The sequence below is a fragment of the Streptomyces sp. AcH 505 genome (genome assembly GCF_000818175.1).
GTDB lineage: Bacteria > Actinomycetota > Actinomycetes > Streptomycetales > Streptomycetaceae > Streptomyces.
The window spans coordinates 1,128,649-1,152,978 of sequence record NZ_JTIY01000001.1 but is presented as its reverse complement, the minus strand read 5'-3'; the positions used below and the strand labels follow the sequence as shown (position 1 = coordinate 1,152,978).

Sequence of the window (24,330 nt, the reverse complement as noted above, 5' to 3'; positions counted from 1 at the left end):
CGCCCTCACCTCGTACAGCAAGAACCGGCTCACCATCGTCCGTGATCTCGTCTACGCCGCCCGCCGTGCGCCGGACGGCGCGACCAGTAGCGACGCGGGCAACAAGCCCGACCTCACCCTCTTCGTAAACGGCATCCCCGTCGCCACCGCAGAGTTGAAGAACCCGTTCACCGGCACCGGTACCGCCGAGGCCATGCACCAGTACCGGAGCACCCGGGACCGCCGGGAGCCGCTCTTCGCCAAGCGCGCCCTCGCACACTTCGCGGTCGATCCGGACGCTGTGTTCCTCACCACCCAGTTGAAGGGCAGGGACACCGTCTTTCTGCCCTTCAACACCGGCTCCGACGGCCCCGGAAACAGCGGCGGTGCCGGAAACCCGGCGATCCCTGACGCGGCTCGCGCCGGCACGTATCGGACCTCGTACCTCTGGGAACAGATCTGGCACCCGGACACCTGGCTGGACCTGCTGGAGCGGTACGTTCACCAGAGCACGGAGAAGAAGGATGACGGCAGCACCGTCAAGAAGCTGATCTTTCCGCGCTTCCATCAGTGGCATGCCGTTAGGGAGTTGACCGCACACGCCGCGCGGCACGGGGCGGGGCACAACTACCTGGTTATGCACTCCGCGGGGTCCGGCAAGTCGAACACCATCGCCTGGCTCGCCCACCGGCTCTCCGACTTGCATGACGCAAGCCACGAGTCGGTCTTCGACAAGGTGCTGGTGATCACGGACCGCACGGTCCTGGACGATCAGCTGCAGGAAACCATAGGTGACTTCCAGCAGACCAATGGCCTGGTCCTCGGAATTGGAGGCAAGGGCGGCTCGAAGTCGTCGCAGCTGGCGGATGCGCTTGCCCAGGAGACGGCGAAGATCCTCATCGTCACCCTCCAGACCTTCCCCGCACTGCTCGCCTACCTTCGCAAGTCGCCGGTCGAGATACGAGGCAGTCGCTTCGCGATCATCGTCGACGAAGCGCACTCCTCCCAGTCGGGCGAAGCCGCCACCGACGTCAAGAAGGCGCTGCGCGATCTCGGCCTCGACGCCGACGACGAAGAGACCGGAGCCACGGAGGCCGAGGCGGAAGCGTTGGAGCCCACCACCGACGAACGTCTCGCCGCGTCCGCCCGCGCTCGCGGACAGAGTGCGAATCTCTCCTACTTCGCGTTCACCGCCACACCCAAGCACAAGACGCTGAAGCTCTTCGGCACCAAAAACCCGCTCACCGGCCTCTACGAGCCCTTCCACACCTATTCCATGCGGCAGGCGATCGAGGAGAAGTTCATCCTTGATCCGCTGTGCCAGTACGTGAGGTATGAGACGTACTGGCAGATGGTCAACGAGGACCCGCATGAGGCGGACCGCGAGGTCGACAAGAAGAAGGCCAACGCGCTGCTCGCCCTGACCGCACACAGCCACACCACGACCGCCGTGCAGAGGGCCAGGGTGATCGCGGAGCACTTCATGGCCCACACCCGCAGGCGGCTGGGAGGGCGGGCCAAGGCCATGGTGGTGTGCCGTTCGCGGTACGGCGCGCTCCAGCTGTACCGGCAGATCGTCAAGTACTTCGACGACAACGGCTATCCGGACCCCGGGGTACTTGTAGCCTTCTCCGGCTCTCTCAAGGAGGGAGAGGAGGAGGTCACCGAGGCGAAACTCAACGGCTTCTCGGAGGGCGAGCTGCGCAAGAGGTTCGCGTACACCGCGGCCGACGAGAAGAAGGGCACATCAGCCGGGCGGCAGCGCGAGTACCGGATCCTGGTGGTCGCGGACAAGTACCAGACGGGCTTCGACCAGCCGTTGCTGACCACGATGTACGTCGACAAGAAGCTGAAGGGCGTCGCCGCCGTACAGACGCTCTCCCGCCTCAACCGTACACACCCGCTCAAGGACCAGCAGGATCTGTGCGTCCTGGACTTCGCGAACGACCCGCACGTCATCCAGAGCGAGTTCCGGCCGTTCTTCGAAGAAGCCCAGACCATGCCCACCGACCCTAACCTGGTCTACGACGCGCAGCATCAAGTCATGGATCCGCCGATCCTGCTCGTTGGCGAGATGCAGGCGTTCGTGGCGGCGTACCTCAGGGCGCAGGACGCGGCGGCTGGGGACGATACCCGCTGGGAGAAGCTGCACGCGGAGCTCTACCGGCACACCGACCCCGCCCGCGACAGGTTCATCGCGCTCAGGGACAGCGAAGTGCGTGCTGAGCACGAAAGCGCCGAGCAGTTCCGGGCCGACCTCGCCGACTATGTGCGCAAGTACAGCTTCCTCGCGCAGATCGTGCCGTACATCGACATCGATCTGGAGCGCCTGCACCTCTTCGGGCAGCATCTGCTGCGCAGGCTGCCCCCGCGCGAGGGGGGAGGGGTGGACATCGGGGAAACCCGGCTCGAGGCCGTGCGTCTGGAGAGGGTCGGGGAGGTCAATGTGAGCCTGACTCCCGAGGGCGCGATCGAACTGAGGGGCTTCGGTAGTGGTGCCGGTGGTGCCGCGGAGCCCGAGAAGTCGCCGCTGGCCGAGGTGATCGACCGGTTCAACGAGCGGTTCGGTACCGACTTCACCGAGGAGGACTTCATCGTGCCGCTGCGGGCGGTGATGGCCGACGAAAAGGTCCGGCGATCTGCCTCGCAGGACGACGAGGACGGATTCAAGCACGTCATCGACCCGGTGCTGGACGCCGAGATGATGAAGCACATCGACTCCGTTCGCGAGTTGGGGGACCACTACTTCCACGACGACCGCGATCACCGGGAGTCGATCAAGCGTGACCTGCGGCGGCACGCCTTCCGCATGCTGCGCCGCGAGCTGGGCATGGACGATGCGGCCTGAACCCGCCGCGGGCAGCGCGGACCGTCCACGGCAACTCCCCGTAACCGTGGACGGTTCACGGCGACACGCGCCACACTGGGCACACATGATCACGGGGCACGGGGAGGACAGCGCAGGTGGCGCCAGAAGTACGAGTCATCGCCGAACGCTATGAACTGCGGACCAGGATCAGTACCGGGGGGATGGGACAGGTCTGGCTCGGCTACGACCCGATCCTGAACCGGGACGTGGCGGTCAAACTCATCCGCCGGGACCTGACCACGCCGGGCCCGGACGCGGAAGAGCTGGCCGAGCGCTTCAAGCGGGAAGCCCGGGTCACAGCCAAGTTCGACCACCCAGGGGTGCCCGCGGTCCATGACGCGGTGCTCGACCGGGCGGCGGATGGCGTCTACATGGTGATGCAGTTGGTGCGTGGCGCGCTGCTCACCGACATCCTCGCCAGGCCCGGTGTGCTGCCGGTCACCTGGGCGGTCTCCGTCGCCGCGCAGGTCTGCTCGGTGCTCTCGTACGCGCACGCCGTGCCCGTCGTCCACCGCGACCTGAAGCCGGACAACATCATGGTCGCCGGGGACGGCACCGTGAAGGTTCTCGACTTCGGGGTCGCCGCGGTGCTCGGAACCGATGTCACCAAGCTGACGTCCACCGGGCACATCATCGGCACCCGCCGCTACATGTCGCCCGAGCAGATCCAAGCGGCCGCGGTCAGCCCGCGCAGCGATCTCTATGCGCTGGGCTGCATCCTTCATGAACTGCTCGCCGGGAAACCGCCGTTCACGGCCGAGGCAGAGTTCCAGCTGATGGAGGACCACATGTACCGGGCGCCGGCGCCGCTATGCGGGCTGCGCGCTGAGGTGGACCCGGCACTGGAGCGGCTGGTCCTGGATCTGCTGGCCAAGGTGCCCCATCAGCGGCCTGACTCAGCCCAGGATGTCTACGACCGTCTGGTGCCTTTTCTCCCCGCACCCGACCCTGAGCGGACCACCGAGCAGCGGGGGCAGGGAGTCACTGACCCCACGGGTCCTTACCGTCGTCCGCTCGCGCCCCGTCCCCGCCCGGCCGAGAAGGCCGTGTACACGCCGACCGCTGTGGACTCGCCACTGCGGCCGGCCGCCCCTGCCGTACCGGATGAGGAACTGCAGCAGGCCCGCGGTCACGCAGCGGCGCTCGTCGAGGAGGAGCGGTTCTCCCAGGCATCCGGAATGCTGGAGGACGTCCTGGCCCGCGCTGCTGCGGTGCGTAGCGCTTCCGAACCGCTGATGGTCGGCCTCCGTCTTGTCCACGCGCTCGCGCTCTTCTGTGACGATGACTACGGACGAGCACTGCCGGAGTACGAGGCACTCGTTGAAGTATTGGAGGCCGCAGGTCCTGCCCGTGGCGAGGATGCCCTTTACTGCCGCAGGCAGGCCGCCTTCTGCCGGATGGAGCTCGGCGACAGCGAAGGTGCGCTGGCCGAGTTCGAGGCCGTACTGGGACAGATGAGGCAGGGGCTGCCGGACAGCGACATGGATGTCCTTGAGGTACGCAGGCATGTCGGCCTGCTGCTTCAGGCGGTCGACCGGCTGCGCGAGGCGGTCGAGGTGCTGATGCCGCTGTACCGGGACCTGATGGCCGAGTACGGGCCGGACGCACCGGAGACCGCCCAGGTACGGGATGCGCTTGTACGCATCCGGCTTCGCACCTCGCGTACCACCGGCTCCGGCCGGGCCGGCACACGCAGAAACTGACCGAAGGAGCTTCCCCCATGGCACAGCTGGCTCTGTCGGTGCGTTTCCTCGACGAGTTCGGGAAGCTCGACTCCAAGGCGCGGTCTGGGGCTGTGAAGACGGCTCTCAAGTTCCAGCAGCTCACGCTCAAACAGCTCTGGTCGGACGCCGGACTGGATTTCAAGCAGCCCAAGGGGGCCAGGGACAAGCATATCTATACCTGCCGTATTGACAGGTTCTATCGGGGAGTCGTGCTGGCTCCGGGCGCTGGAGAGGACTTTCTGTTGCTGCGTGTAATGGCGCACGACGACGCCTACACGTGGGCGGCCAAGCAGGTACCGAGCGTTAACGCGGTCACCCATGGGCTAGAGATCCGTGACGTCGTCACCGTGGAGCAGCTGGTGCCGGAATGGGAGGCGGAGGCGGCCGCCGCGGTGGTGGAACCTCTCTTCGTCCGTCACACGGACGGGGATCTTCGTGGGCTGGGTATTGAGGATGACGTGCTGCGCGCGGCTCGTTCCCTGACCTCCAAGGAGCAGCTCGATGCATTCGCTCCGTTGATGCCGGAGGACCAGTGGCAGGTGCTGCAGTTCCTCGCAGAGGGACTGAGCGTGCAGACGGTATGGGGTGAGTTGGTCGCCTTCCGCGCCCGAAACGGCGCGCTTACGGTGGACCGTACAGACCTGGCCGGTGCGATGCGTAATACTCCGTCGCGCATTGCCCTGGTGACTGGCCCGGGAGAACTGTCCGACATCCTCGACAAGCCGTTCGCCGCGTGGAGGATCTTCCTGCACCCGTCTCAGCGGTATATGGCGTACCGGCCCAGCTACTCGGGACCTGCCCAAGTGACTGGCGGACCGGGCACGGGAAAGACTGTGGTGGCGCTCCATCGAGTCAAGCACCTCTTGGGGCATCTACGGGCCGGCGAGCGCATCCTGCTCACCACGTACACCGGGACGCTCACGTCGGCTCTTCGCGAGGGGCTGGCCCTGCTGATCGAGGACGAGGAGCTGCGCGGCCGGGTGGACGTGTCGACAGTCAACGCCCTGGCACGAGAAATCGTTGAACCACATGACACCGTCCGGCGTGCTTACCTCGACGGGGTGCAGGAGGCGGCTCTCTGGGAAGAGATCGGCGAGCAGCTGGGTCTGCCCTGGAACGGCCAGTTCCTGGCCCAGGAGTACAAGCACGTCATCTTGGCGCAGGGCCTGCGCTCGCTCGACGCCTACCGTGAGGCGTCCAGAAGCGGTCGGGGCTCCCGGCTCGCCTCCGCTCGACGGCACGAGGTCTGGCAGGCGGTGGAGGCGTTCCAGGCTGCGCTCGACAAGCGCTCCGTGCGTACGCATCTTGGTGTGTGCGATGAAGCGGCGTTGCGGGTCACCGCATCCGGCGTAGCGCTCTACCGGCATGTTGTCGTTGACGAGGCACAGGACCTCCACCCCGCCCAGTGGAGGCTGCTGCGGGCGGTGGTACCCCCTCGCCCTGACGACTTGTTCATTGCCGGCGACCCGCATCAGCGCATCTACGACACGAAGGTGTCTCTGAGATCGCTGGGGATCGCTGTGACCGGCCGTTCCACCCGGCTGCACAGGAATTACCGCAGCACGCAGGAAATTCTCGTTTGGGCGGTGGCGTTGCTGGACGGTCGGCCTGTGGAGCAGCTGGAGAACGGGGGTGCGGACACACTGGCAGGATTCCGGTCCTCGCTCCGCGGCGCCCGGCCGACCGTGTGTGCCACGGATGACCCGGATGCGGAACTGGCCGAGCTGGTGGTGCGCATCCGAGAGTGGGCTGGCAGTGGGGTCGAGCTCTCTGATATTGCGGTGGCTGCCCGGTTCAACAAGATCGTGTATCGCGTGGCGCAGCGGTTGCGGGACGAGGGAATCCCCGCGGTCCGGCTACGGCAAGACGGAAGCGCCGACGCTGAGGGCGTCAGGGTCGCAACCATGCACTCCCTCAAAGGGCTGGAGTTCAGGTGCGTGGCGGTCGTTGGGGTGCGTGAAGGGACGGTTCCGTACCCAGGAGCCATCACGCCAATGGAACTCGACCCCATTCAGCACCACACGGATCTGACAGCGGAGCGTTGTCTGCTCTTCGTCGCCTGTACGCGCGCACGCGACCGACTGCACGTGTCGTGGAGCGGTCCGGCGAGTCGCTTTCTCGCTGAAGTGGGAGCGGCATAGGAGCCTCGTGCGCGTCGCACTGGCAATCCGGGTCGAGTCTAGAGCCTGCGCCTAGCCGCAGGGGAAGTCCCGGACGAGGCGGGAGTCGCGTCGAGCATGCTTCGTGAGAAGAAGAGGACCTGCGTAGGTGAGGCGGAGGGACTCGTGATCGCGGCCGTGAGAGCCTTCGTGATCGTGACGATGGGCGTTACCGATCCGGTGGCGACATTCTGTGTCTCGTTGATGCATTGTCGGCCGGGTATGGGGCAGCGCAGCTCCTCGTAGCCTCGGTGGCTGTGTGGCGGGCAGCGTTATCTGTATCCGGGTGCACAGAAAGCCGCGCCCATCGGCGTGGAAACACGACCCCGAGAGCGCGGTGGTTGCTTCGTCTGCGTTTGAAGCGTCCCGTTCGCTGAAAGGGGCGGTTTAGTGTCATACATCTTGTCTACTTACGAAGTGATGGCAACGCTTCAGGTCGGAGAGTCAGACTGATCGGGGTGCTGGGTGGCGATCGTCTTTCAGAGATGCAAGCGGGATGTCCGAGATCGAAATCATCCCTGCAATCGTCCCAAATGTGGCCACGGGTGGACGGTTCGGTACCGGGAGCCGGGCGGTAGACGTGGGAGACAGCGGGAGAAGTCGTTTCCGCGGAGGGTCGGCCTGGACGGTGCGGACGCCTTTGCCGCTGGCGTTGAGGACGCCAATAAGGCGCGTGCCTCCGTAGACCCGGCGCGCGGTGCCCTGCCTTTGCAGTTTTGGGCTCAGGATTGGCTCGAGCGACGGGTCGTCGGTGAGTCGACCCGTCGCAACTATGAAGGATTTGTCCACAACTATCTCGTGCCGCGCTTGGGGAGCAAGCCCCTTACCGGACTTGCGCGGCGGGACTTTGAGAAGTTCGCCAAGGACATTCACGGAGGCGGGGCGAGGCTGGCGGCCTCTACGGTTAATGACCGCATGGTGATGGTGGCTGCCGTGTTGGAGGCGGCCGTCGTCGACAAGCGCATCCCGGAAAACCCTGCACGGGGCATCCGGGTATCCCGGAGAGATGCGCTGGCGGTGGACGAGGATGAGATCCCGACGCCGGCCGAGGTCGACCTCATTGCGGAGCACATCGCGCCGCAGTACCGGCTTGCCGTCTACCTGCAGGCTGGCACCGGCCAGCGTCCGAGCGAGGCCCTGGCCTTTTCCGTCGAGTGTCGGCGGCCCGGCTTCCTCAGAATCCGTTGGCAGGTCAGCGCCAAGGCCCACCGGGCAGACTGCCGCACGGCCTTCGCGCCCCTCAAGAACCGGATGGAGGGCGAGTACCGCGACGTTCCGGCTGCCCCCTTCGTCGAGCAGGAGATCGACACTCACCTCGCGAGGTGGAAGCCGGTGCCCGTGGATTTCATCGGACGGAAGGGTAAGCGGCGGCGCCTTGAGGTCTTCTTCGCGCCGCGTCAGCGTGGCAAGGGCGTGATGCCGACCGCCTCCACCTACGGCTACCACTTCAAGAAGGCGTGCGCGTCGGCCGACCTGGTCGAAGTGGACGGCGCGGCGAAATACACGCCGCATAGCCTGCGACACTTCTTCGCCTCGACTGCCTTGGTCAACGGTGTTCCGATCCACGAGGTCTCGCGCTGGTTGGGCCACCGGTCGGTCAAGACCACGATCGACATCTACGGGCACCTCGTACCCCGCGCCTGGCATCGCTGCCGGGAGGTCCTGCAGGACGCCATGCGCCCGGCATCTCGCGGCTCTTCGGAGTGCGACTCCACCGCCTGATGTGCTGGATGAACTCCGACGGTGCTGGATCGGTGCTGGATATGATCACTCGTAGGAACGTTTCTGCAGGTGGGAGCTCTGTACTACGGATTCCGCTTCAACGTGTAGGCGCGGTAGGTCACGGCGGACAGGGCACGTCGGGCGGGGTCAGCTGGCGGTGGTCAGGGCGCTTTCGGCGGCTGCCGTTATCGTGCGGGTCTGGTGTTCCACCTGTTTGGCTATCGGGACGCGGCGCAGCCGTAGGTCTCTTTCGAAGTCCGTGCACCACGTGGTGAAGAGTGCGTTCAGTTCGCGGTGCAGTCGCGGGGCGGCTGGGTCGTCCGCCGTTTTCAGTAGCCGTAGCAGGAGGCCTGCCGCGCGCAGGGGTTGGCGGCGGGCGACGACGTCCAGGGCCGTTACCTGGGCCGTTGTCAGGCGGTTCGGGTCGTCGGGGTGCGTGGCGGCGGCTGCCTGGTGGGTCAGGGGGGTCCAGGAGGCGGCGACCACGTCGTACAGGTCGGCGGTCATCCACTCCAGCACCCGCCTGAGCGGGCTGGTCCGGGCCGGGGGCAGGAAGTCGCGTGCCTTGTCGAGGACGGCGGTCACCTGCCGGCCGCCGTCCAGTACGAGCGCGGTCAGGTCGTGGAGTGCGGCGAGGGCGCTCGGGTGGGGGGACGAGTTCTCGGCCAGGTCCGTTGCCCACAGGGGCACTTCGATGATCGCCGTCACGCCGCCGTACCCGGCGGGGGCGCACCAGGTGGACCGGCCGATGTTCTCCGACCCGGCCGCCAGCCGGTCGGTGCTGTCCTCCGGCGGCAGGACGTAGATGCCGGCGGCCGGGTTCTCCCAGTACAGGGCGTCGTAGCTGCCGTGTTGCAGCGGAATGGCGTGCTCTTTGGCCGACGCGTGGAAGGGGACGGTCAGTTCGGGCAGGTCGCGGGTCAACTGGACCCAGCTGCCGCCCGCGTCCACGCTGTGCAGGGAGCACTGCAGGATCGGCCGCAGTTCGTCGATCACGCCGAAGAGCGCGCGGCTCTCCGGGAGCGACTGCCCGATGATCGGTGCCCACTCGGGCTGTTCGGCCGCCATCGGGCGGAAGGCGGAGCCGAAGTAGTCCTTCAGGGTGTGGGGCGCCGTCGCGTCGTTCGTTCCGTACGCGCTCACTCCGTACGTGCTCAGTGTGGCGCCGTCCGGGTCGATGCACAGAATGATGTCCCAGGTGACGGCCGAGAGGTCGGTCACCGTCGACGGGGCGTCGCCGAGCGCCACGCGCTCCGCGAGTGCGAGCGCGCTCACGCCGCTGACCGGTTCGTCGGGGTGGGCTCCCGCGACCACCAGGATGTGGTGCGGCCCGTGGCCCAGGGACAGCATCAGGATCGGTCGGCCCGCGCGTGATGTCCCGATCCGGCGCAGCCGGCTCGCCCCCGGGAACCGGGAGACCAACCGCCGCGCCGAATCGGTGACTTCAGCGACCGTGAGGTAACGGTCCATCATTCGCGTCCGGTCAGGACCCGCCGTTGCCGCCGCTGTCGCCGGTGGTTTCCTTCTTGTCCAGCGGACGGATCTCGATCTTGTTCGCCATGCCGTCTCCCTTCCGGTGACTGCGCGGTGCAGCCGTTTGATGCCCTTGCAAGACTTCGCGTGTCCGGTCAGTGTTGTCAATGACTGCTGTCACAGGGGGAGTTGGGGCTGACGAGATTGGCGCAAAGATGACGGCGGGCATGATGCGACTGCCCAGGGTCAAGCCGGAGCACCGGGCCTATCGGACGGTGGACGGTCACGTACGGATCGGCAGTGTCGTCCACGGCATCGGGTCCGAGGTCAAGGATCCCGACGGCTGGGTGTGGACGCTGGTCGAGGCCATGGACGGCACACGGGACGGCGGGGAGATCGTCGCCGAGGTGCACAAGCACCACCCCCAACTGCGGCTGCCGGAAGCGGACATCGTCCAGGCGCTGACCGATCTGACCACGGCGGGATTCGTGGAGGACGCCGGTGCCGCGCCGCCGGCCGAGCTCTCCGAACGGGAACGGGAGCGCTACGGGCGGGGGATGACCCTGCTGCGCTGGATGGACCTGGCGCCGCGGGAGAGCGTCTGGGAGCCGCAGGTACGGCTGAGCCGCGCCCGGGTGCTGCTGGTCGGCGTCGGCGGTACGGGCGGCGCCGCCGCACGGGACCTGGTGGCCTCCGGGGTGGGGCGGCTGCACTGCGTCGAGCCGGATCTCGTCGAACTGTCCAACCTCAACCGGCAGACGCTCTTCCGTGAGCAGGACATCGGTACGCCCAAGATCGACGCGGCGCTGGCGGCGTTGCGCGCCCTGAACTCGCATGCGACGGTCACCGGCGAGGGGCGGGAGATACGCGGGCCCGCCGATCTGGAAGCTCTGTTGGCGGGCGGCCCCAGCGGGCTCGATGGCCCCAGCGGGCCCGGTGGCCTCGGTGACGGCGCGGGGTACGACGTGCTGCTGCTGGCCGCCGACAGCCCCGCCGTCATCCGCAGATGGGCCAACACGGCCTGTCTGGCGAGCGGTACGCCGTGGGCTGAAGCCGGTTACCGGGGCCCGCTGGTGAGCGTCGGGGTCTTCGCGCCGGGTCGTGGCGCGTGCTGGGAATGCCTGCGCCTCGCCGAGGCCGAGCGGCGCGATCTGCGCCTCGCGCCCGGCCAGGACGAGGACGCCGCATCGCCCCGTATGCCCTGGCAGCCGGCCAACGCGGTGACCGCGGGACTGTCCGGGAGCCTGCTGGCCCATGCCGCCATCGCGCTGCTGTGCGGCGTCCCGCCGATCGAACCCGGCTACCGGTTCGGGCTGAACCTCATGCTGCCCGGCGACCCGGTCATGCAGCGCTCGGAGCGACGGCCCGACTGCCCGGCCTGCGGGGCGGAATCGGTCAACGGTCCGCGTCCGGCCGCTCCCTTGGCCCCCGCATGACGGACACCGCCGCCGAGGACCGTCGCCGGATCAGGCCGTCCACCCGGGTCCTGCTGCACGACCTGGCGGTGCGCCGCGACCGGGACGAGTGGATCGTCGGCCGCATGACCACCCGAACCTTCGTCGCACTGCCCGCCGTTGGGGCGCGGGCCGTGGAACTCCTGGGCGAGGGAATGAGCGTCGGGCGTACGGCGGAGACGCTGCGCGCCGAGACCGGCGAGGAGTTCGAGGTCAGCGACTTCGTCGACGACCTCGCCGCTCTGGGGTTCGTCGCCCGGATCGGGGACTGTCCGGTCCCGGACGTGGAGCCGCCGCGCGCGTCCCTGCCGCGACTGCGCCCCCACCACGTCCGGTTCGCCTTGCGTCCCGCGCTGCCGGTACTGGTCGGACTGGTGCTGGCGGCCGCCGTGGCCGTCCTCGTCCGCCGCCCGGATCTCCTCCCCACCTATCGCGACCTGCTGTGGAGCCCGCACGGCAGCCTGGTCCTGCTCTCCGGGACGGCGGCCGGATGGACGCTGCTGCTGGCCCACGAGCTGGCGCATCTGGTGACCGCGCGCGCCGCGGGCGTACCGGGCCGGATGCGGCTGGGCACGCGGCTGCAGTTCCTCGTCATGCAGACGGACATCAGCGGCATCGAACTGGCCCCCCGCCGGCATCGGTTGACCGCCTATCTGGCCGGGATCGCGCTCAACCTGTCCGTCGCTTCGTCCCTCGTCCTGGTGCTCGCCCTGACCGACACCGGGACGACGGCCCACCGGCTGCTGGGCGCCGCCCTGTTGCTGGCCCTGCTGCCGCTGCCCTTCCAACTCATGGTGTTCACCCGCACCGACCTGTACTTCGTCCTCCAAGACCTGACCGGCTGCCGGGACTTGTACGGGGACGGGCTCGCCTACGCGCGCTTCGCGTTCCGGCGGGCGGTGCGCTTCGGCCGTACCGGCGGCGCGGGAACGGCAGCCGACCCGAGCAGCAGGCTGCCGGCCCACGAGCGCCGGGCCGTCCGTGTCTACAGCGTCGTCCTGGTGGTGGGTACGGCGGCGTGTCTGACGTTCCTGGCCGCCGTCACCCTCCCCGTCGACATCACCCTGCTGGTCCGCGCTGCGCGCGGACTCGGCCCTGACCACGGCGTCGCGGGCAACGCCGACTCCGCGGTGGTGCTGATCATCCTGGGCGGCGTCAACGTCCTGTGGCTGGTGACCCGTTGGCGCAACCGCCGCGCGAAGCGCACCAAACCCTGACCGCCGGCGACCGCGACTCAGTACGCGAAGCGCCGCACCGTCTCCGGGTGGATGACGATACGGAACTGGTCGCCGGCCAGCATCCCGGCGAGGTCGGCGGCCCGGGTCGGGTCGTCGAGGTCCCAGTAGCGGGCGGCGAGGCGCGAGCACAGCTCGTGCGCCCCTTCGGACTCCAGGGTCACGCGGCCGACGACGGAGATCCAGCGCTCCCGCTCACCCACCGGGGCGGCGACGACGATCGACGCGCGCGGGTCGCTGCGCAGGCGCCGTACCTTCAGCGCGTCCGGCTCCGTGATGAGCTGGATCGTGCCCTCGGCCGTCGCCTCGAACCAGACGGGCCGGGGCTGTGACGGCGGCGGGGAGCCGGCCACGGTCAGGAATCCGTGCAGCGGGCGGGCGAGGAACTCGCGGTCCTCGGCGGTCAGGTGGTTGACGGTGTCACTCATCGTGCCCCTTTCGAAAGATGGTGCCGGGGGAGCGGGAACGGCGCTTCCCGTACAACCTACTGACCCGCCGGTGTGTCTTTCTGGTGTGGCACTGCCTGTCGTGGGCGCCTGATTCGGCACCGCCGGTGCCTCGTCCCTGACCGTTTCCGACGCGTCAGAGGGGTGGTCGGTGCCGCTGCGAGCTGCCGTTTTGCGGGTCTGCTCGAATTAAACGTCGCGTCGATATCTCCGCTCCCGCAGTTTGTTGCAGTCGCGCCTGCATGAAGCTGCGACTGAGGGCCTTGCGCCGTCCGGTGGTCTCCTGCAAATATTCACGCCGTCACACGAAGTTGTGAACGGGGAGAATGTTGAACTACTCGATATTGATGCCTTTCCTGCCGCGCCGTCCTGAGCAGGTTCTGCCTTATGCGGCGTTGGTGCAATGGACAGGCGCTTCGCGGTTGTGGCAAGGGCAGAGTCTTTTGATGGAGCCCTTCCAGGCTTTTTCGACGGCTGCCGGTGCCGGATTCCGGGTGCCGACCGGGCTCGGTGTGGCCCTGATGCCGCTGCGGCATCCCTTCGAAGCCGCCCACCAGGTGAAGTCCCTGGCGATGGCGACCGGCGAGAGCGTGGTCGCCGGGTTCGGGCCCGGGGCCAAGGTGTTCCAGCAGAGTCTGCTCGGCGCTCCGTACAAGAGCCAGCTCACCGCCGTCCGCGAATACCTGACGGTCGTACGCGGGCTGCTCAGCGGCGAAGTGGTCGATGTCGACGGGGAGTACTTCTCCTGTCATGCGCAGATGGGACCGGCCATGGCGCCCCCCGTTCACCTGGGGCTCGGTGTGCTGCGGCCCGGTATGGCGCGGCTCGCCGGTGAGGTGGCCGACGTGGCCGTCACCTGGCTGACGCCCGCCGCCTATCTCGACGGGACCGTGCGGCCCGCGCTGCGGGAGGGTGCGCAGGCCGCGGGGCGGCCCGTGCCCCGCATCTCGGCGATGGTGCCCGTGGCGATCGAGCGGCCTGGGCGCGATGTCTCCGAGTTCGTCATGGCGAGTAATGCGGCCCATATGCAGGCCCCGCACTATATTGACATGCTGGGAAAAGCGGGCGTTGATATAGCTGGTCTCGACCCGCGGTCCGCAGGGCGGCTGATGGCGGAATCCGGCTCCTTTGTTTTCGGCAGTCTTGACGAGATAGTCAAGCGCTTCGACGAATACCGAGACGCCGGCGTCGACGAGATCGTGCTCAATCTCACGGGCGTGTGCAATCTGTACGGCCCCAAAGCCGCAATGGACGACTTGAAAAAGATTCTCGCTGCGGTAGGCGCGGATCGGAGGGAATCCGGTGAATGAGGAACTGATCGGCCGGGTAGGCCGGCACCTGCGTTCCTGGGTCACGGGACGTCCGCCGCTCGGCGACACGGCGGGCCCCGGCGTGGCCACCGTCGTACTGGAGGACCCCGGGCATCTCACCGCCGTACTCGGCTCGGACGTCGTGGGGCCGCGCACGCTCGTCCTGGTCCCCGGGGAGCAGGACGGCGAGGAGCACGCGTCCGGTGCCACCGTCATCGGGTACGAGGGTTCGCTGAGCGAGCCGGGCGACGACGCCTCGGTCGGTGACGTCCTCTTCCTCCAGGTGCAGGACTACAGCACGAGCCCCTACATGTCGCTGCTCGGCACGACGCTCGTACGGGTCGCGGGGGAGACGGACTTCGAGACGTTCCTCGCCGACGCCGACACAGCGAAGACGGAAGGGACGTTCGCCGCGTTCGCGGTCAGCCCCGCCGTGCAGCTCGCCGATCTGCCCGCGCTCGGCGGCCGTGAGCCCGGCGATGGGCCCGGCACCCGGCTCTACGTCAACCGCGAGGGCGACGTCTCCATCTCGCCGCAGGGCGTGCGCCTCGGGACCGTCGGCGACTCGGCCGCCTCCCTGGGCGCCGAGTGGGACCGGTTGAACTCCGAGTCCCCGGCGGACGGTTCGGTGGCGCTGGGCGCCGCACTGCCGGAAGAGGTACGCGGCCCCGCCGTGCGCCAACGGCCCTGGCTCGCCCGCTACCTGGCCGCCCTGGACGTGCAGCGCGACCTGCAGGGGCACGGGGTCACCGACGCCCGGGTCTCCGGTTTCGGCCGGCGGCTGGTGCCCGCGCTCGACGCGGTCACCGACGCGCACGACGCCGTGGACCCCGGAGCGCCGTTCCTCTCCTGGACCCCGGAGAAGGCGTACGTACGGGTGCCGGGCCTCGACCGGACCTTCCAACTCGGCAGGCGCGCAGCGCAGATCACCGAGATGCTGCTGGTCCACGGCAGTGTCGAGGGCGTACTCGACCAGCCGGCGCAGCCGGACACCCCGCCCGTCGACCGCGCCGCCGTCGACCAGGTGCTGGCCTTCTTCGCCGCCAAGGGCGTGCCGCTCGTGCCCGACACCTCAGCGGTGGCGGTGACGGCATGACCACAACTGCGGCAGCCGTCCCGGGACTTGCCGGGCAGGTCCTGGCGGACTACGGGGACCGGGTCTCTCTGCACGACCTGTACGACGAGGAAGGCGCGCCGGTCTATCACGACCTGGCGGCCGGCGACACCAGCGAGATCAGGGAACTGCTTCGTGTGGTGCGCGCGTTCCCCGGCCCGGTGCTGGAACTCGCCTCGGGGTCCGGCCGGTTGACGCTGCCGCTGCTCGCCCTCGGCCGTGAGGTCACGGCGCTGGAGCTCAAGGAGAGCATGCTGGAGCTGCTGCGGACCAGGCTCGCCGCCGCTCCCGCAGGGGCCGGACGCCGCTGCGTACCCGTACTGGGCGACATGTCCGCGTTCAGCCTCGGCCGGACGTTCGCCGTCGTGGTCCTCGGCACCACATCGGTGTCGCTGCTCGACGAAGCGGGCCGGGCAGGCCTCTACGCAGCCGTGCGGTCCCATCTGGCCCCCGGCGGGCGGTTCGTGCTCTCCACCGTCGATGTCACGCCCGTCACGGCTGTCACGGCGAGCGGCGAGTCGACCGACGAAGCCGACCTCGACTTCGAGGCGGCGGGTGCCAGCGGCCGGCGGTACCGCATGATCGAACACTGGCCGGCCGGCGATCCGGTGCGCCGCGTCACCATCCTGCCGCCCGCGCGGGAGGCGGCGACGGCCGAGCGCGTCGACGTGCTCACCACGTCGATCCGGGTCCTGCCCGCCGACGCCCTGACGCGGGAGCTGGCCGACGCGGGACTGCGCGTCGTCGCCCGTCACCAACTGCCCCACGGCGGGCCCCGGCACACCGACGTGCTGCTCGAAGTGGAGGCCGTCTGATGGCGAACGAACTGTGGCCCTCCCTGCTGGAGCCCGGTCTGCACGGCGCCGACGAACTGTGCGCGGTGTCGGCGGAAGGCGTCCGGATCCGCTTTCTCGACGGCCGTGAACTGCTCTGCGGGGCAAGCGGGTTGTGGAACGCGAACCTCGGATACGGCAACGAGGCCATCGCCGGCGCCTGCGCCGACGCCCTGCGCGAGGCCTCCTACCTGTCGGTGTTCCGCTACGAGAACGTCTACGCCCGGCGCGCCGCGCAGGCACTCGTCCAGGTGGCGGGCGCCGGACACTACGGCCGGGTGCTGTTCTCCACATCCGGCGGCGCGGCCAACGACCTGGTGATGAAGCTGGCCCGGCACCACCACGCACTGCGCGGCGACGGCGCGCGCAAGCTCGTCGTGGGACTGCGGGACAGCTATCACGGCCTGACCTTCGGCGGGTTCGCGCTCACCGGCGAGAATCTGGGCCAGGCCGTCTACGGGGTCGACCAGCGTCTGGTGCGGCATGTGACACCGAACGCGGTCGACGAGATCGTCGCCCTCGCCGAGCGCCAGGGCAGCAGGATCGCCGCCGTGGTCGTGGAGCCCGTACTCGGCAGCGGCGCGGTGCCGCTCGTACCCGCATACATCGAGACGCTGCTCGAACTGCGCGACCGGCACGGCTTCCTGCTCGTCGCCGACGAGGTGGCCACCGGCTTCGGCCGCACCGGCGACTTCTTCGCCTCGCAGCGCTGGCCGGCGCCCCCGGACCTGCTGATCACGTCGAAGGGCCTGACCAACGGTACGAGCGCGGCGGCGGCCGTGCTGGTGTCGCAGCCGATCGCCGCGCAGTTCGACACGGCGGGGGACGTGTTCGTGCACGGCGAGACCCAGGCCGGAACTCCCGTCACCTGCGCGGCGATCCTCGCCACCATCGACGAGATGCGGCGGCTCGGCGCTGTCGCTTCGGCGCGACGGCTCTCCGCGCTCCTCGACACGGCGCTCGCCGAGCTGGTCGAGACCGAACCGTCCGTCGCCGGCACCACCGGCATCGGCTGCTTCCGCTCCGTGCGGCTGTGCACGGACCAGGGAGAGCCGCTGCCGCAGGACGAGGTCCCGGCGGTCGTGGCCGCGATCCGGCAGGCCGGCGCCGTCGTCCACCCCAGCGTCAACGGCGTACAGCTGCTTCCCGCGCTCACCTACACGGACGCCGAACTCGCCGAGCTGATCGGCTGTGTACGGGCCGGGGTCGCCGCGCACGCCGAGGCCCGTGGCCGCTCCTTCGGCGCCACAGGGACGAGGGCGGTCTGATGGACGCGGTGTGGAACCTCAGCAGGCGTCCGCTCACCCAAGTCGCCTACGGCATCGGCGGGCTGGCCAAATGGCTGCCGCTGCGAGGCGGCCGGAGCCTGACGATCCTGGCGGACCCGGCGGTCGCCGAGTCGCAGGCCGTGGCCCGGGTGCGGGAGTGCGCGGCGTGGGCCGGCCGTACGGTCGAGTGTCTGGTGCCCTCCGGCCCCGGGACGCTGGAGAGCGTCACGGCCCTGGCCGAACGGCTGCGCGCGAGCGAACTCGTCGTGGCCGTCGGCGGCGGCACCATCCTCGACCAGGCCAAGCTCGCGGTGCTGCTCGGTTCCCACCCCGCCGTACGGGACCGGCTCGCGGTACGGCACCGCAGCGGCCTGGTGCTCCTGCCGGCCGAGGCGGAGCCGCGGATACCCGTGGTGACCGTACCGACGACGGTGGGCACCGGCAGCGAGCTGAGCGGCGGCGCCTGTCTGAGTACCGCGCAGGGCAAGCGACTTGTGCTCGGCAGCGGACTCCAGCCCGACGTGGCCGTACTCGATCCGGTCGCCACCAGCACCCTGCCGGTGGAACTCCTCGCCGAGGGCGTACTCGAAGTCCTGTTCCGGGTCGCCGGGATGTACACCGGAGACCCGCAGGAGCTGCCGACGGAGGACGCCTTCGTGCTGACCCTCGTCGACCGGATGGTGCGGCTCGGCACCGAGTTGGCGCGGACCCGGCGGGCCGGCCTGGCGCCGGGCGACCAGCTTCGCCTGGAGATAGCCAAGTTGAGCGGAGTGAGCCACAGCCAGTGGTTCAACCTCGGCCGCGACCCCTGCGCCTGCAAGGGCTGGTACCTGGGCAACGAGCTCTCGTCCGGTCTCGGGCGCCGCAAGATGACGGCCGCAGCCGCGGTCCTGGGACCGCTCTGGCAGCGCGTCGTCGAGGGCGACGCGCGCTGGGGCTCGGCCCCCCGGCTGCACCGGCTGTGGCGGACGGTCACCGAGGCCCACCAGGCGCAGAGCGGCGGGGCTCCGCTGCCCGCCGACCCCGTCGAGGGCGTCGCGGCCCTGCTGGACGACTGGCTGATCGAGCACCGCGTCGAGGCGACAGCGGAGCAGATCGACCGGATCGCCCGGGCCACCACGCGGGCCTGGGGGGACGGACTGCCGACCCTCGGCGCGCTCACCCTCGCCGATGTGCGCCACGTGATGGCCCAGGCCGTCCGGGTGCCGCAGCCGGCGGCCGCGCTGTGACACACCGCTGACGGGCGGCGTCACCGCGCACCACAGATTTCCGTCGGTGTCCGCCGACGGATACACCAACAGAACACTCAACGGGGAGGGGGAAAGAAAAATGCAGACTGCGAACAAGAACACCGTCGCGCCTCTCGAGCTGGCTCTTCAGGAGCTGGAGGCTCAGGAGCTGGACATGCAGGAGCTGGAGGCGCTCGACGCGCCGTTCGGCTGGAGCGACGCGCTGAGCTTCATCGGCGGCCTGAGCGCCGGAGGAGTTGTCTCGTACATCTCCATCGTCACGCTGGCGACCTGAGACCTCCCGGAGCCGGCGCTTCTCGGAGCGCCGCATTCGTGGAGCCCACACCGACACGTTCTGGAAGGAGGTGAAAACAATGGAGAACAACAGCCTCGAACTGGCCATGCAGGAGCTGGACATGGAGGAGCTGGAAGGCATGGAGGCCCCCGACTGGTGGAGCAGCTTCCTCGCGAGCTTCGCCGTCTCGGCGGGCGTGAGCGCCGCCTACAGCACCATCGCCGTCACCTCGGTTATCGCGACCTGATCGGGTCCCGAAACTGATGACGAAGCCCTGTTCCGGATGCTGGCCAAGAGCATCCGGGACAGGGCCGCACCAGTGAATATACGCGCGGCTCCACGCCGCAGAGGAGAGATACGCGATGCCTCAATCAGCATCCCGCGGTGTCATCTGGGCCCTTGCGACCTTCGCTTTGGTCGTCGTCATCGCGGCTCCCGGCACTGTCTACGCTCTCACCCAAGGCCAGGAACGCACGAGAGGTCTTCTCATCTGCGTCGGGGTGGAGCTTGTGATCATCGTCTGTGTCGGTCTGTACCTCCGTACGAGGGCGAGGACCGGAACATGACAGATGTCGTCCACATCAACGGTCTGACCAAACGCTACGGCGAACTCACCGCGGTCGAGGACGTCACCTTCACGGTCGGCTCCGGCCGCGTCGTCGGACTCCTCGGACGCAACGGCGCCGGCAAGACGACGACCCTGCGCATCCTGCTGGGTCTCGCCCGCCCGACCTCGGGCAGCGCCACCGTCTTCGGCCACCCGTACGCCGAACTGCCCGACGCCGCACACCGCGTCGGCGTCAGCATCGACGGCATCGGCCCGTCCAACGCCGCCACCGGCCGGGGCGACCTGCGCATCTGGGCGAAGACCCTGGGCATCTCGCGCGCCAGGGTCGACGACGTCCTGGAGCGCGTTGGGCTCGCCTCCGACGCCCATCGCAAGCTGAAGGGCTACTCGACGGGCATGAAGCAGCGGCACGCGCTGGCGACCGCGCTGCTCGCCGATCCCGAGCTGCTCATCCTGGACGAGCCCGCCAACGGCCTTGACCCGGACGGCATCCGGTGGCTGCGCGAGCTGTTGCGTTCTCTCGCCGACGAAGGACGCACCGTACTCGTCTCCAGTCATCTCCTCGCCGAGGTCGAGCAGATGGCCGACGACATCGTCATCCTCCAGCACTCGCTGCGCTACAGCGGCACAGCGGCCGACCTCACCCACAACGGCAGCGTCAGCCTGGAGAGCCGCTTCTTCGAACTGGCGGGTCCGGCGCCGAAGGAGAACGTCCATGCGTGACCTCGTCGGCGCCGAGTGGCGCAAGATCTGGACCGGGAAGGCCTGGTGGAGCCTGGCCGTCACGGCGTTCCTGCTGTGTGTGCTCGCCGACGCCGGCTACCTCCAGCAGGAACTCGACAAGGGCGCTGCGGCCGGCACGGACGGCCAGCTCACCAACACCCTGGTGCAGGGCTGGTTCATGGTCGAACTGGCCGCGGCGCTCGTCGGCATGCTGTTGGTGACCAGGGAGTTCGGCAGCGGCGCGATCTGCAGGTCCGTCCTCCTCGGCGGCAGCAGGGCCCGGCTGCTGACGGCGAAGCTGCTGGCGGGGGTCGCCAGCGGTGCGGTGTTCGCCATCGGTACGGGCGTGGTCGCCGCCGTCAGCCCCTGGGTCTTCCTCGCCGGACGCGACCAGCGGCCCGACTGGTCCATGACCACCACCTGGACCCTGCTCGGGGTGATGCTGGTCGTGCTGGCCGGCGCCCTGTGGGGGATCCTGCTCGGCATGGTGATCCGCCAGCAGGTCGTCGCCGTCGTCGTCCTGCTGCTGAGCACCTGGCTGGTCAGCGGCGGACTGCTCCGACTCGCGCCGGACGTCGGCAAGTTCACCATCGACGAGGCCATGGCCGCGGTGTACCGCAGCGGTGACGCCGGTGTGCTGTCGATCCCGTGGGCCCTCGTCGTGATCGCGGCCTGGATCGTCGCGGCGGGCGTCGCCGCCCGTGGTCTGTTCCTGCGCAGGGACCTGCCGTGAAACTGACACTGAACCGTCCTGAAGCCGTCAAGACACCGCTGCCGCTGCCCGAACGTCCGCGCCTGGCGCCGGACGTGAAGGTGCACGCGCCGGTCGAGGACGGTGCCCCCTGGATCGTTCAGTTCGGCGCGCAGCGCTATCTGCGGGTGGGCGCCGGCATGGCGAGGCTGCTCAGCCTCGCCGACGGCGCCCACACCGCCCACGACATCGCGGGCGAACTCGGCAGGCCCTGGACCCCCGAACTGGTCAACCAGGGCCTGCTGCGCGCCCAGAAGACCGAACTGCTCCAGGACACCGAACGCAAGACGCGCAAGCCTCGAAGATGGGCGTTCGTACCGCCGCTCACCGTGCAGTTCACGGTCGTACGGCCCGAACACGTCCTGGGCAGGTTCCGGCCGCTCATGGCGCGGCTCGCCAACCGCGGCTGGGCCGTCGCGCTCGCCGTCGTCGCCGCGGCCGGGCTGCTGTGCGTCCTCGCGCAGGGCTCGGCGGCCAAGAGCGCGCTGGAGAGCCCCATTTCCATCGAGGCGCTGCTCGCCCTGATGGTCGTCACCTACCTCGGCACCGTCCTGCACGAGCTGGCGCACGGCATGGTGCTGAGCCATTACGGCGGCGCGCCGAGCCGGATGGGCGTCATGCTCTTCTATCTGACGCCCGCCTTCTTCTGTGACGTCTCCGACGGCTGGCGGCTGCCCCGCAGCACCCAGCGGGTACGGATCGCGCTGGCCGGGATCACCACCCAGGCGGCCATCGGCGGTGTCGCCGCCATCGCCTCGGCCGTCGCGGCGGCCGAAGGCTACGACGGGCTGCGCGACCTGCTGCTGCTCCTCGCGGTCACCAACTACGCCTCCGGCGTCTTCAACGCCGTTCCGTTCGTCAAACTCGACGGCTACCTGGCGCTCATGAGCCATCTGGACATCTCGCACCTGCGGGACCGGTCCATGACGGACGCGCGCCGGCTGTTCGCCAAGGTGCTGTTCGGCGGGCGCTACGAGCGCGCGCTGCCCGACGTCGGCTGGGCGCCGCTGTTCGGCTTCGCCTGCATCCTCTTCCCGCTCTACGTCGTCAGCATGGCCTTCACCGTGTGGGGCCAGGTCCTTGAGGACATGGGCATGGTCGGCGCGGCCATCGTCTCCGTCGTCGTCGGATACCTGCTGCTGCGGCTGTACGGCGGCGCGCTCAAGCTGGGCGCCGAGGCCCGTACGGCGGGGGCCTCGCGGCTGCGCCGGATCACCGTCTCCACGGCGGCACTTGGCGCCCTGGCGGCCGTGATGCTGGGCGTCACGCTGCCGTACACCGTCTCCGGCGGCTTCGTCGAGCAGCATGGCCGGCTGGTGTTCGTCTCGACCGGCGCGACGGACCAGGCGGCGATCGAACGCGGCGCCACGGTACGGCTCGAAAGCGGCGGCGTCCTGCTGCACCGCCAGCTGGGCGAGGCAACGGTCGCCTCCGTCGAGCCCGTCGACCTGTCGGCCCCGCTGGCCGCCTTCGTACCGGTCAAGGGCATCGACTCGGTGCGCATCCCGGCCTCCGGGATCGTCCTGGACAGCGACCGGCTGCCCGCCGACACCACAGGGCTCGCCTCCGTCGAGGCCGGCCGGCGCACCCTGGCCGGCTGGCTCTACCAGAAGTACCTGGCACCCTTCTGGCGCTGATTCCCCCCGCCGCCCCCATCCGTTCTCCTACGTGCCCCGCAAGGCGGTTGATTTGTCATGGACGCATTTCGGCATGTGATGTTCCTGCCCCCGGGCACGCCCTTCTTCGACCGGGACGACTCCGACGTCGCCACGGACGAGGGCTTCGCCGCCCTGCCGGCCGAGGCGCCGGAGGGCTGGGTGCGCAACACCGGGCCCGACTGGACGATGCTGACGCCGCCCGAGGCGCGGATGCCCCAGCAGGGCTGGAAGATCCATGTGTCCGCGACACCGGACAACGCGGAGAGCGTCCTCACCAGGTCGTACGACTGGCTGGTGGCGCGCCGGATGCCGTTCAAGTTCATCCGCAGCAAGAAGGTGCTGCTGCGGCGCAACGGCAAGTACGGGGACCGGGGCGCCAGCGGGAAGTTCATCACGGTCTACCCGGAGGACGAGGCCGCGCTCGCCGCCGTGCTCGAAGGGCTCGGCGGCGTCCTCGACGGGGAGCCGGGACCGTACATCCTGAGCGACCTCCGATGGCGTTCAGGCCCGCTGTACGTGCGCTACGGCGGTTTCGTCGCCCGGACGATGAAGACGGAGCGCGGCGAGACCGTCCCCTGCGTCGAGGCCCCCGACGGCCGGCTCGTGCCGGACCGGCGCGGGCCCTCCTTCAAGCCGCCGGAGTGGGTGAGCATCCCGGACTGTCTGGCCGAGGCGGTCGAGGCGCGCAACGCGGGCACCCTGCGCGACTTCCCGTACCGCGCCGAGCAGGCACTGCACTTCTCCAACGGCGGCGGGGTCTACCGGGGCACCGACCTGCGTGACGGCAAGCCGGTGCTGCTGCGCGAGGCGCGCCCGCTCTCCGGACTGGACACGAACGGCGAGGACGCCGTCGCCCGGCTGGTCAGGGAGCACGAGTGCCTGCTGAAGCTGGCGGGACTCCCGTGGATCCCGGCGCTCGTCGAGGCCCGGGTCGGCCACGAACACCACTTCCTCATCAGGGAGTACGTGGCGGGTGAGACTCTCGCCGTACGCACCACCAAGGACAACCCGCCCTCACCGGGGGACGATCCGCGCAGGACCGCCGAGTACACCGAGTGGGCCCTCGGCGTGCTCGACCAGATCGAGCAGGGGCTCGCGGCCATGCACGGGCGCGGCGTCGCCTTCGGTGACCTGCACCCGGGCAACGTCATGGTCAGGGAGGACGGCTCCGTCGTCTTCATCGACCTGGAGACCGCTTCGACCGATCCCGCGGCCCGGCAGGTCCACGCCGCTCCCGGGTTCGCGGCGCCGGCCACCCACCGGGGCAAGGACGTGGACAGGTACGCGCTCGGCTGTCTGCGGATCGCCCTGTTCGCCCCGCTCACCAGCCTGCTGCCGTGGGACCAGGGCAAGGTGGACCGGATCATCGAGCACATCGAGTCCCGCTACCCCGTGCCCGCCGACTACGCGGCCAAGGTCCGGGCCGACCTCGCGCCCGTCGCCGCACCCGCGGAGCCCGCCGGGCCCGTGGACGCCGCGCGCAACGAGCTGAGCGCCGAGGAGGCGGCGGCGCTCGGCGA

The 24,330-nt window shown here is 69.3% G+C and carries 20 protein-coding genes; 17 read left to right on the top strand and 3 right to left on the bottom strand.

Annotation, left to right across the window (positions count from 1 at the left end):
• From HY68_RS05245 to HY68_RS40395, 4 genes are all read left to right on the top strand, one after another.
• Positions 1 to 2,827 (top strand): DEAD/DEAH box helicase family protein (locus HY68_RS05245; RefSeq protein ID WP_078863885.1); only part of this gene is annotated, 2,827 nt, incomplete at its 5' end.
• A gap of 116 nt (positions 2,828 to 2,943) precedes the next feature.
• Positions 2,944 to 4,551, top strand: coding sequence for a serine/threonine-protein kinase (locus HY68_RS05240; RefSeq protein WP_041984965.1), 1,608 nt, complete (start codon positions 2,944 to 2,946; stop codon positions 4,549 to 4,551).
• A 17-nt stretch (positions 4,552 to 4,568) separates the two neighbouring features.
• Positions 4,569 to 6,713 (top strand): 3'-5' exonuclease, encoded by a 2,145-nt coding sequence (locus HY68_RS05235; protein WP_041984962.1) that lies wholly within the window; start codon positions 4,569 to 4,571, stop codon positions 6,711 to 6,713.
• A 933-nt stretch (positions 6,714 to 7,646) separates the two neighbouring features.
• Positions 7,647 to 8,453 (top strand): site-specific integrase, encoded by an 807-nt coding sequence (locus HY68_RS40395; protein ID WP_078863884.1) that lies wholly within the window; start codon positions 7,647 to 7,649, stop codon positions 8,451 to 8,453.
• 147 nt (positions 8,454 to 8,600) lie between these two features.
• Here the strand turns inward: HY68_RS40395 and HY68_RS05225 are convergent, their stop codons facing one another.
• Both HY68_RS05225 and HY68_RS42595 read right to left on the bottom strand, forming a co-directional pair.
• Complete coding sequence (locus HY68_RS05225) at positions 8,601 to 9,923, bottom strand: M14 family zinc carboxypeptidase (protein ID WP_041995209.1); 1,323 nt, start codon at positions 9,921 to 9,923, stop codon at positions 8,601 to 8,603.
• 13 nt (positions 9,924 to 9,936) lie between these two features.
• Positions 9,937 to 10,107, bottom strand: a complete 171-nt coding sequence (locus tag HY68_RS42595; RefSeq protein ID WP_157874285.1) for a hypothetical protein — start codon at positions 10,105 to 10,107, stop codon at positions 9,937 to 9,939.
• Between the two features lie 46 nt (positions 10,108 to 10,153).
• Here HY68_RS42595 and HY68_RS05220 point away from each other — a divergent pair, with 46 nt between their 5' ends.
• Positions 10,154 to 11,362 carry a ThiF family adenylyltransferase gene (locus HY68_RS05220; RefSeq protein ID WP_241778473.1) on the top strand — a complete coding sequence of 403 codons (1,209 nt, stop codon included), beginning with the start codon at positions 10,154 to 10,156 and terminating at the stop codon, positions 11,360 to 11,362.
• Positions 11,359 to 12,597, top strand: a complete 1,239-nt coding sequence (locus HY68_RS05215; protein WP_041984959.1) for a hypothetical protein — start codon at positions 11,359 to 11,361, stop codon at positions 12,595 to 12,597. Before HY68_RS05220 ends, HY68_RS05215 begins: the two co-directional genes overlap by 4 nt.
• A gap of 17 nt (positions 12,598 to 12,614) precedes the next feature.
• Here the strand turns inward: HY68_RS05215 and HY68_RS05210 are convergent, their stop codons facing one another.
• Positions 12,615 to 13,043 carry a pyridoxamine 5'-phosphate oxidase family protein gene (locus HY68_RS05210; protein WP_041984957.1) on the bottom strand — a complete coding sequence of 143 codons (429 nt, stop codon included), beginning with the start codon at positions 13,041 to 13,043 and terminating at the stop codon, positions 12,615 to 12,617.
• Positions 13,044 to 13,387: 344 nt separating this feature from the next.
• Here HY68_RS05210 and HY68_RS05205 point away from each other — a divergent pair, with 344 nt between their 5' ends.
• From HY68_RS05205 to lanKC, 11 genes are all read left to right on the top strand, one after another.
• Positions 13,388 to 14,371, top strand: coding sequence for an LLM class flavin-dependent oxidoreductase (locus tag HY68_RS05205; RefSeq protein ID WP_041984955.1), 984 nt, complete (start codon positions 13,388 to 13,390; stop codon positions 14,369 to 14,371).
• Positions 14,364 to 15,467 carry a daptide biosynthesis RiPP recognition protein gene (gene mpaB, locus HY68_RS40010; RefSeq protein ID WP_041984952.1) on the top strand — a complete coding sequence of 368 codons (1,104 nt, stop codon included), beginning with the start codon at positions 14,364 to 14,366 and terminating at the stop codon, positions 15,465 to 15,467. The genes HY68_RS05205 and mpaB overlap by 8 nt, the downstream gene beginning before the upstream one ends.
• On the top strand, positions 15,464 to 16,300 hold the full coding sequence (gene mpaM, locus HY68_RS43495) for a daptide-type RiPP biosynthesis methyltransferase (protein ID WP_041984948.1): 837 nt from the start codon (positions 15,464 to 15,466) through the stop codon (positions 16,298 to 16,300). Before mpaB ends, mpaM begins: the two co-directional genes overlap by 4 nt.
• A complete protein-coding gene (gene mpaD / locus HY68_RS05190) occupies positions 16,300 to 17,586 on the top strand; it encodes a daptide-type RiPP biosynthesis aminotransferase (RefSeq protein WP_041984944.1) in 1,287 nt (428 codons plus the stop codon). Before mpaM ends, mpaD begins: the two co-directional genes overlap by 1 nt.
• On the top strand, positions 17,586 to 18,815 hold the full coding sequence (mpaC, locus tag HY68_RS05185; RefSeq protein ID WP_078863434.1) for a daptide-type RiPP biosynthesis dehydogenase: 1,230 nt from the start codon (positions 17,586 to 17,588) through the stop codon (positions 18,813 to 18,815). The genes mpaD and mpaC overlap by 1 nt, the downstream gene beginning before the upstream one ends.
• A 100-nt stretch (positions 18,816 to 18,915) precedes the next feature.
• A complete protein-coding gene (locus HY68_RS05180; protein ID WP_041984941.1) occupies positions 18,916 to 19,110 on the top strand; it encodes a hypothetical protein in 195 nt (64 codons plus the stop codon).
• A gap of 79 nt (positions 19,111 to 19,189) precedes the next feature.
• Positions 19,190 to 19,357, top strand: coding sequence for a daptide-type RiPP (locus tag HY68_RS43490; protein ID WP_198533215.1), 168 nt, complete (start codon positions 19,190 to 19,192; stop codon positions 19,355 to 19,357).
• A 315-nt stretch (positions 19,358 to 19,672) separates the two neighbouring features.
• A complete protein-coding gene (locus tag HY68_RS05170) occupies positions 19,673 to 20,401 on the top strand; it encodes an ATP-binding cassette domain-containing protein (protein WP_041984938.1) in 729 nt (242 codons plus the stop codon).
• The gene (locus tag HY68_RS05165; protein ID WP_041984935.1) at positions 20,394 to 21,134 is read left to right on the top strand and encodes an ABC transporter permease; all 741 of its coding nucleotides are present in this window, start codon (positions 20,394 to 20,396) and stop codon (positions 21,132 to 21,134) included. Before HY68_RS05170 ends, HY68_RS05165 begins: the two co-directional genes overlap by 8 nt.
• Entirely contained in the window at positions 21,131 to 22,789 is a 1,659-nt protein-coding gene (gene mpaP, locus HY68_RS05160; protein WP_052457019.1) for a daptide biosynthesis intramembrane metalloprotease, read from the top strand. Before HY68_RS05165 ends, mpaP begins: the two co-directional genes overlap by 4 nt.
• Positions 22,790 to 22,846: 57 nt before the next feature.
• A partial coding sequence (gene lanKC, locus HY68_RS05155; protein WP_157874432.1) for a class III lanthionine synthetase LanKC occupies positions 22,847 to 24,330 on the top strand: 1,484 nt, incomplete at its 3' end.

What these genes read in the sequence shown, in the direction of transcription:
- mpaC (WP_078863434.1), top strand. Translation starts at nt 17,586, where the DNA reads ATGGACGCGGTGTGGAACCTCAGCAGGCGTCCGCTCACCCAAGTCGCC.
- HY68_RS05205 (WP_041984955.1), top strand. Translation starts at nt 13,388, where the DNA reads ATGTTGAACTACTCGATATTGATGCCTTTCCTGCCGCGCCGTCCTGAG.
- HY68_RS40395 (WP_078863884.1), top strand. Translation starts at nt 7,647, where the DNA reads ATGGTGATGGTGGCTGCCGTGTTGGAGGCGGCCGTCGTCGACAAGCGC.
- HY68_RS05180 (WP_041984941.1), top strand. Translation starts at nt 18,916, where the DNA reads ATGCAGACTGCGAACAAGAACACCGTCGCGCCTCTCGAGCTGGCTCTT.
- HY68_RS43490 (WP_198533215.1), top strand. Translation starts at nt 19,190, where the DNA reads ATGGAGAACAACAGCCTCGAACTGGCCATGCAGGAGCTGGACATGGAG.
- HY68_RS05210 (WP_041984957.1), bottom strand. Translation starts at nt 13,043, where the DNA reads ATGAGTGACACCGTCAACCACCTGACCGCCGAGGACCGCGAGTTCCTC.
- HY68_RS05220 (WP_241778473.1), top strand. Translation starts at nt 10,154, where the DNA reads ATGATGCGACTGCCCAGGGTCAAGCCGGAGCACCGGGCCTATCGGACG.
- HY68_RS05165 (WP_041984935.1), top strand. Translation starts at nt 20,394, where the DNA reads ATGCGTGACCTCGTCGGCGCCGAGTGGCGCAAGATCTGGACCGGGAAG.
- HY68_RS05170 (WP_041984938.1), top strand. Translation starts at nt 19,673, where the DNA reads ATGACAGATGTCGTCCACATCAACGGTCTGACCAAACGCTACGGCGAA.
- HY68_RS05215 (WP_041984959.1), top strand. Translation starts at nt 11,359, where the DNA reads ATGACGGACACCGCCGCCGAGGACCGTCGCCGGATCAGGCCGTCCACC.
- HY68_RS05235 (WP_041984962.1), top strand. Translation starts at nt 4,569, where the DNA reads ATGGCACAGCTGGCTCTGTCGGTGCGTTTCCTCGACGAGTTCGGGAAG.
- mpaD (WP_041984944.1), top strand. Translation starts at nt 16,300, where the DNA reads ATGGCGAACGAACTGTGGCCCTCCCTGCTGGAGCCCGGTCTGCACGGC.
- HY68_RS05225 (WP_041995209.1), bottom strand. Translation starts at nt 9,923, where the DNA reads ATGGACCGTTACCTCACGGTCGCTGAAGTCACCGATTCGGCGCGGCGG.
- mpaM (WP_041984948.1), top strand. Translation starts at nt 15,464, where the DNA reads ATGACCACAACTGCGGCAGCCGTCCCGGGACTTGCCGGGCAGGTCCTG.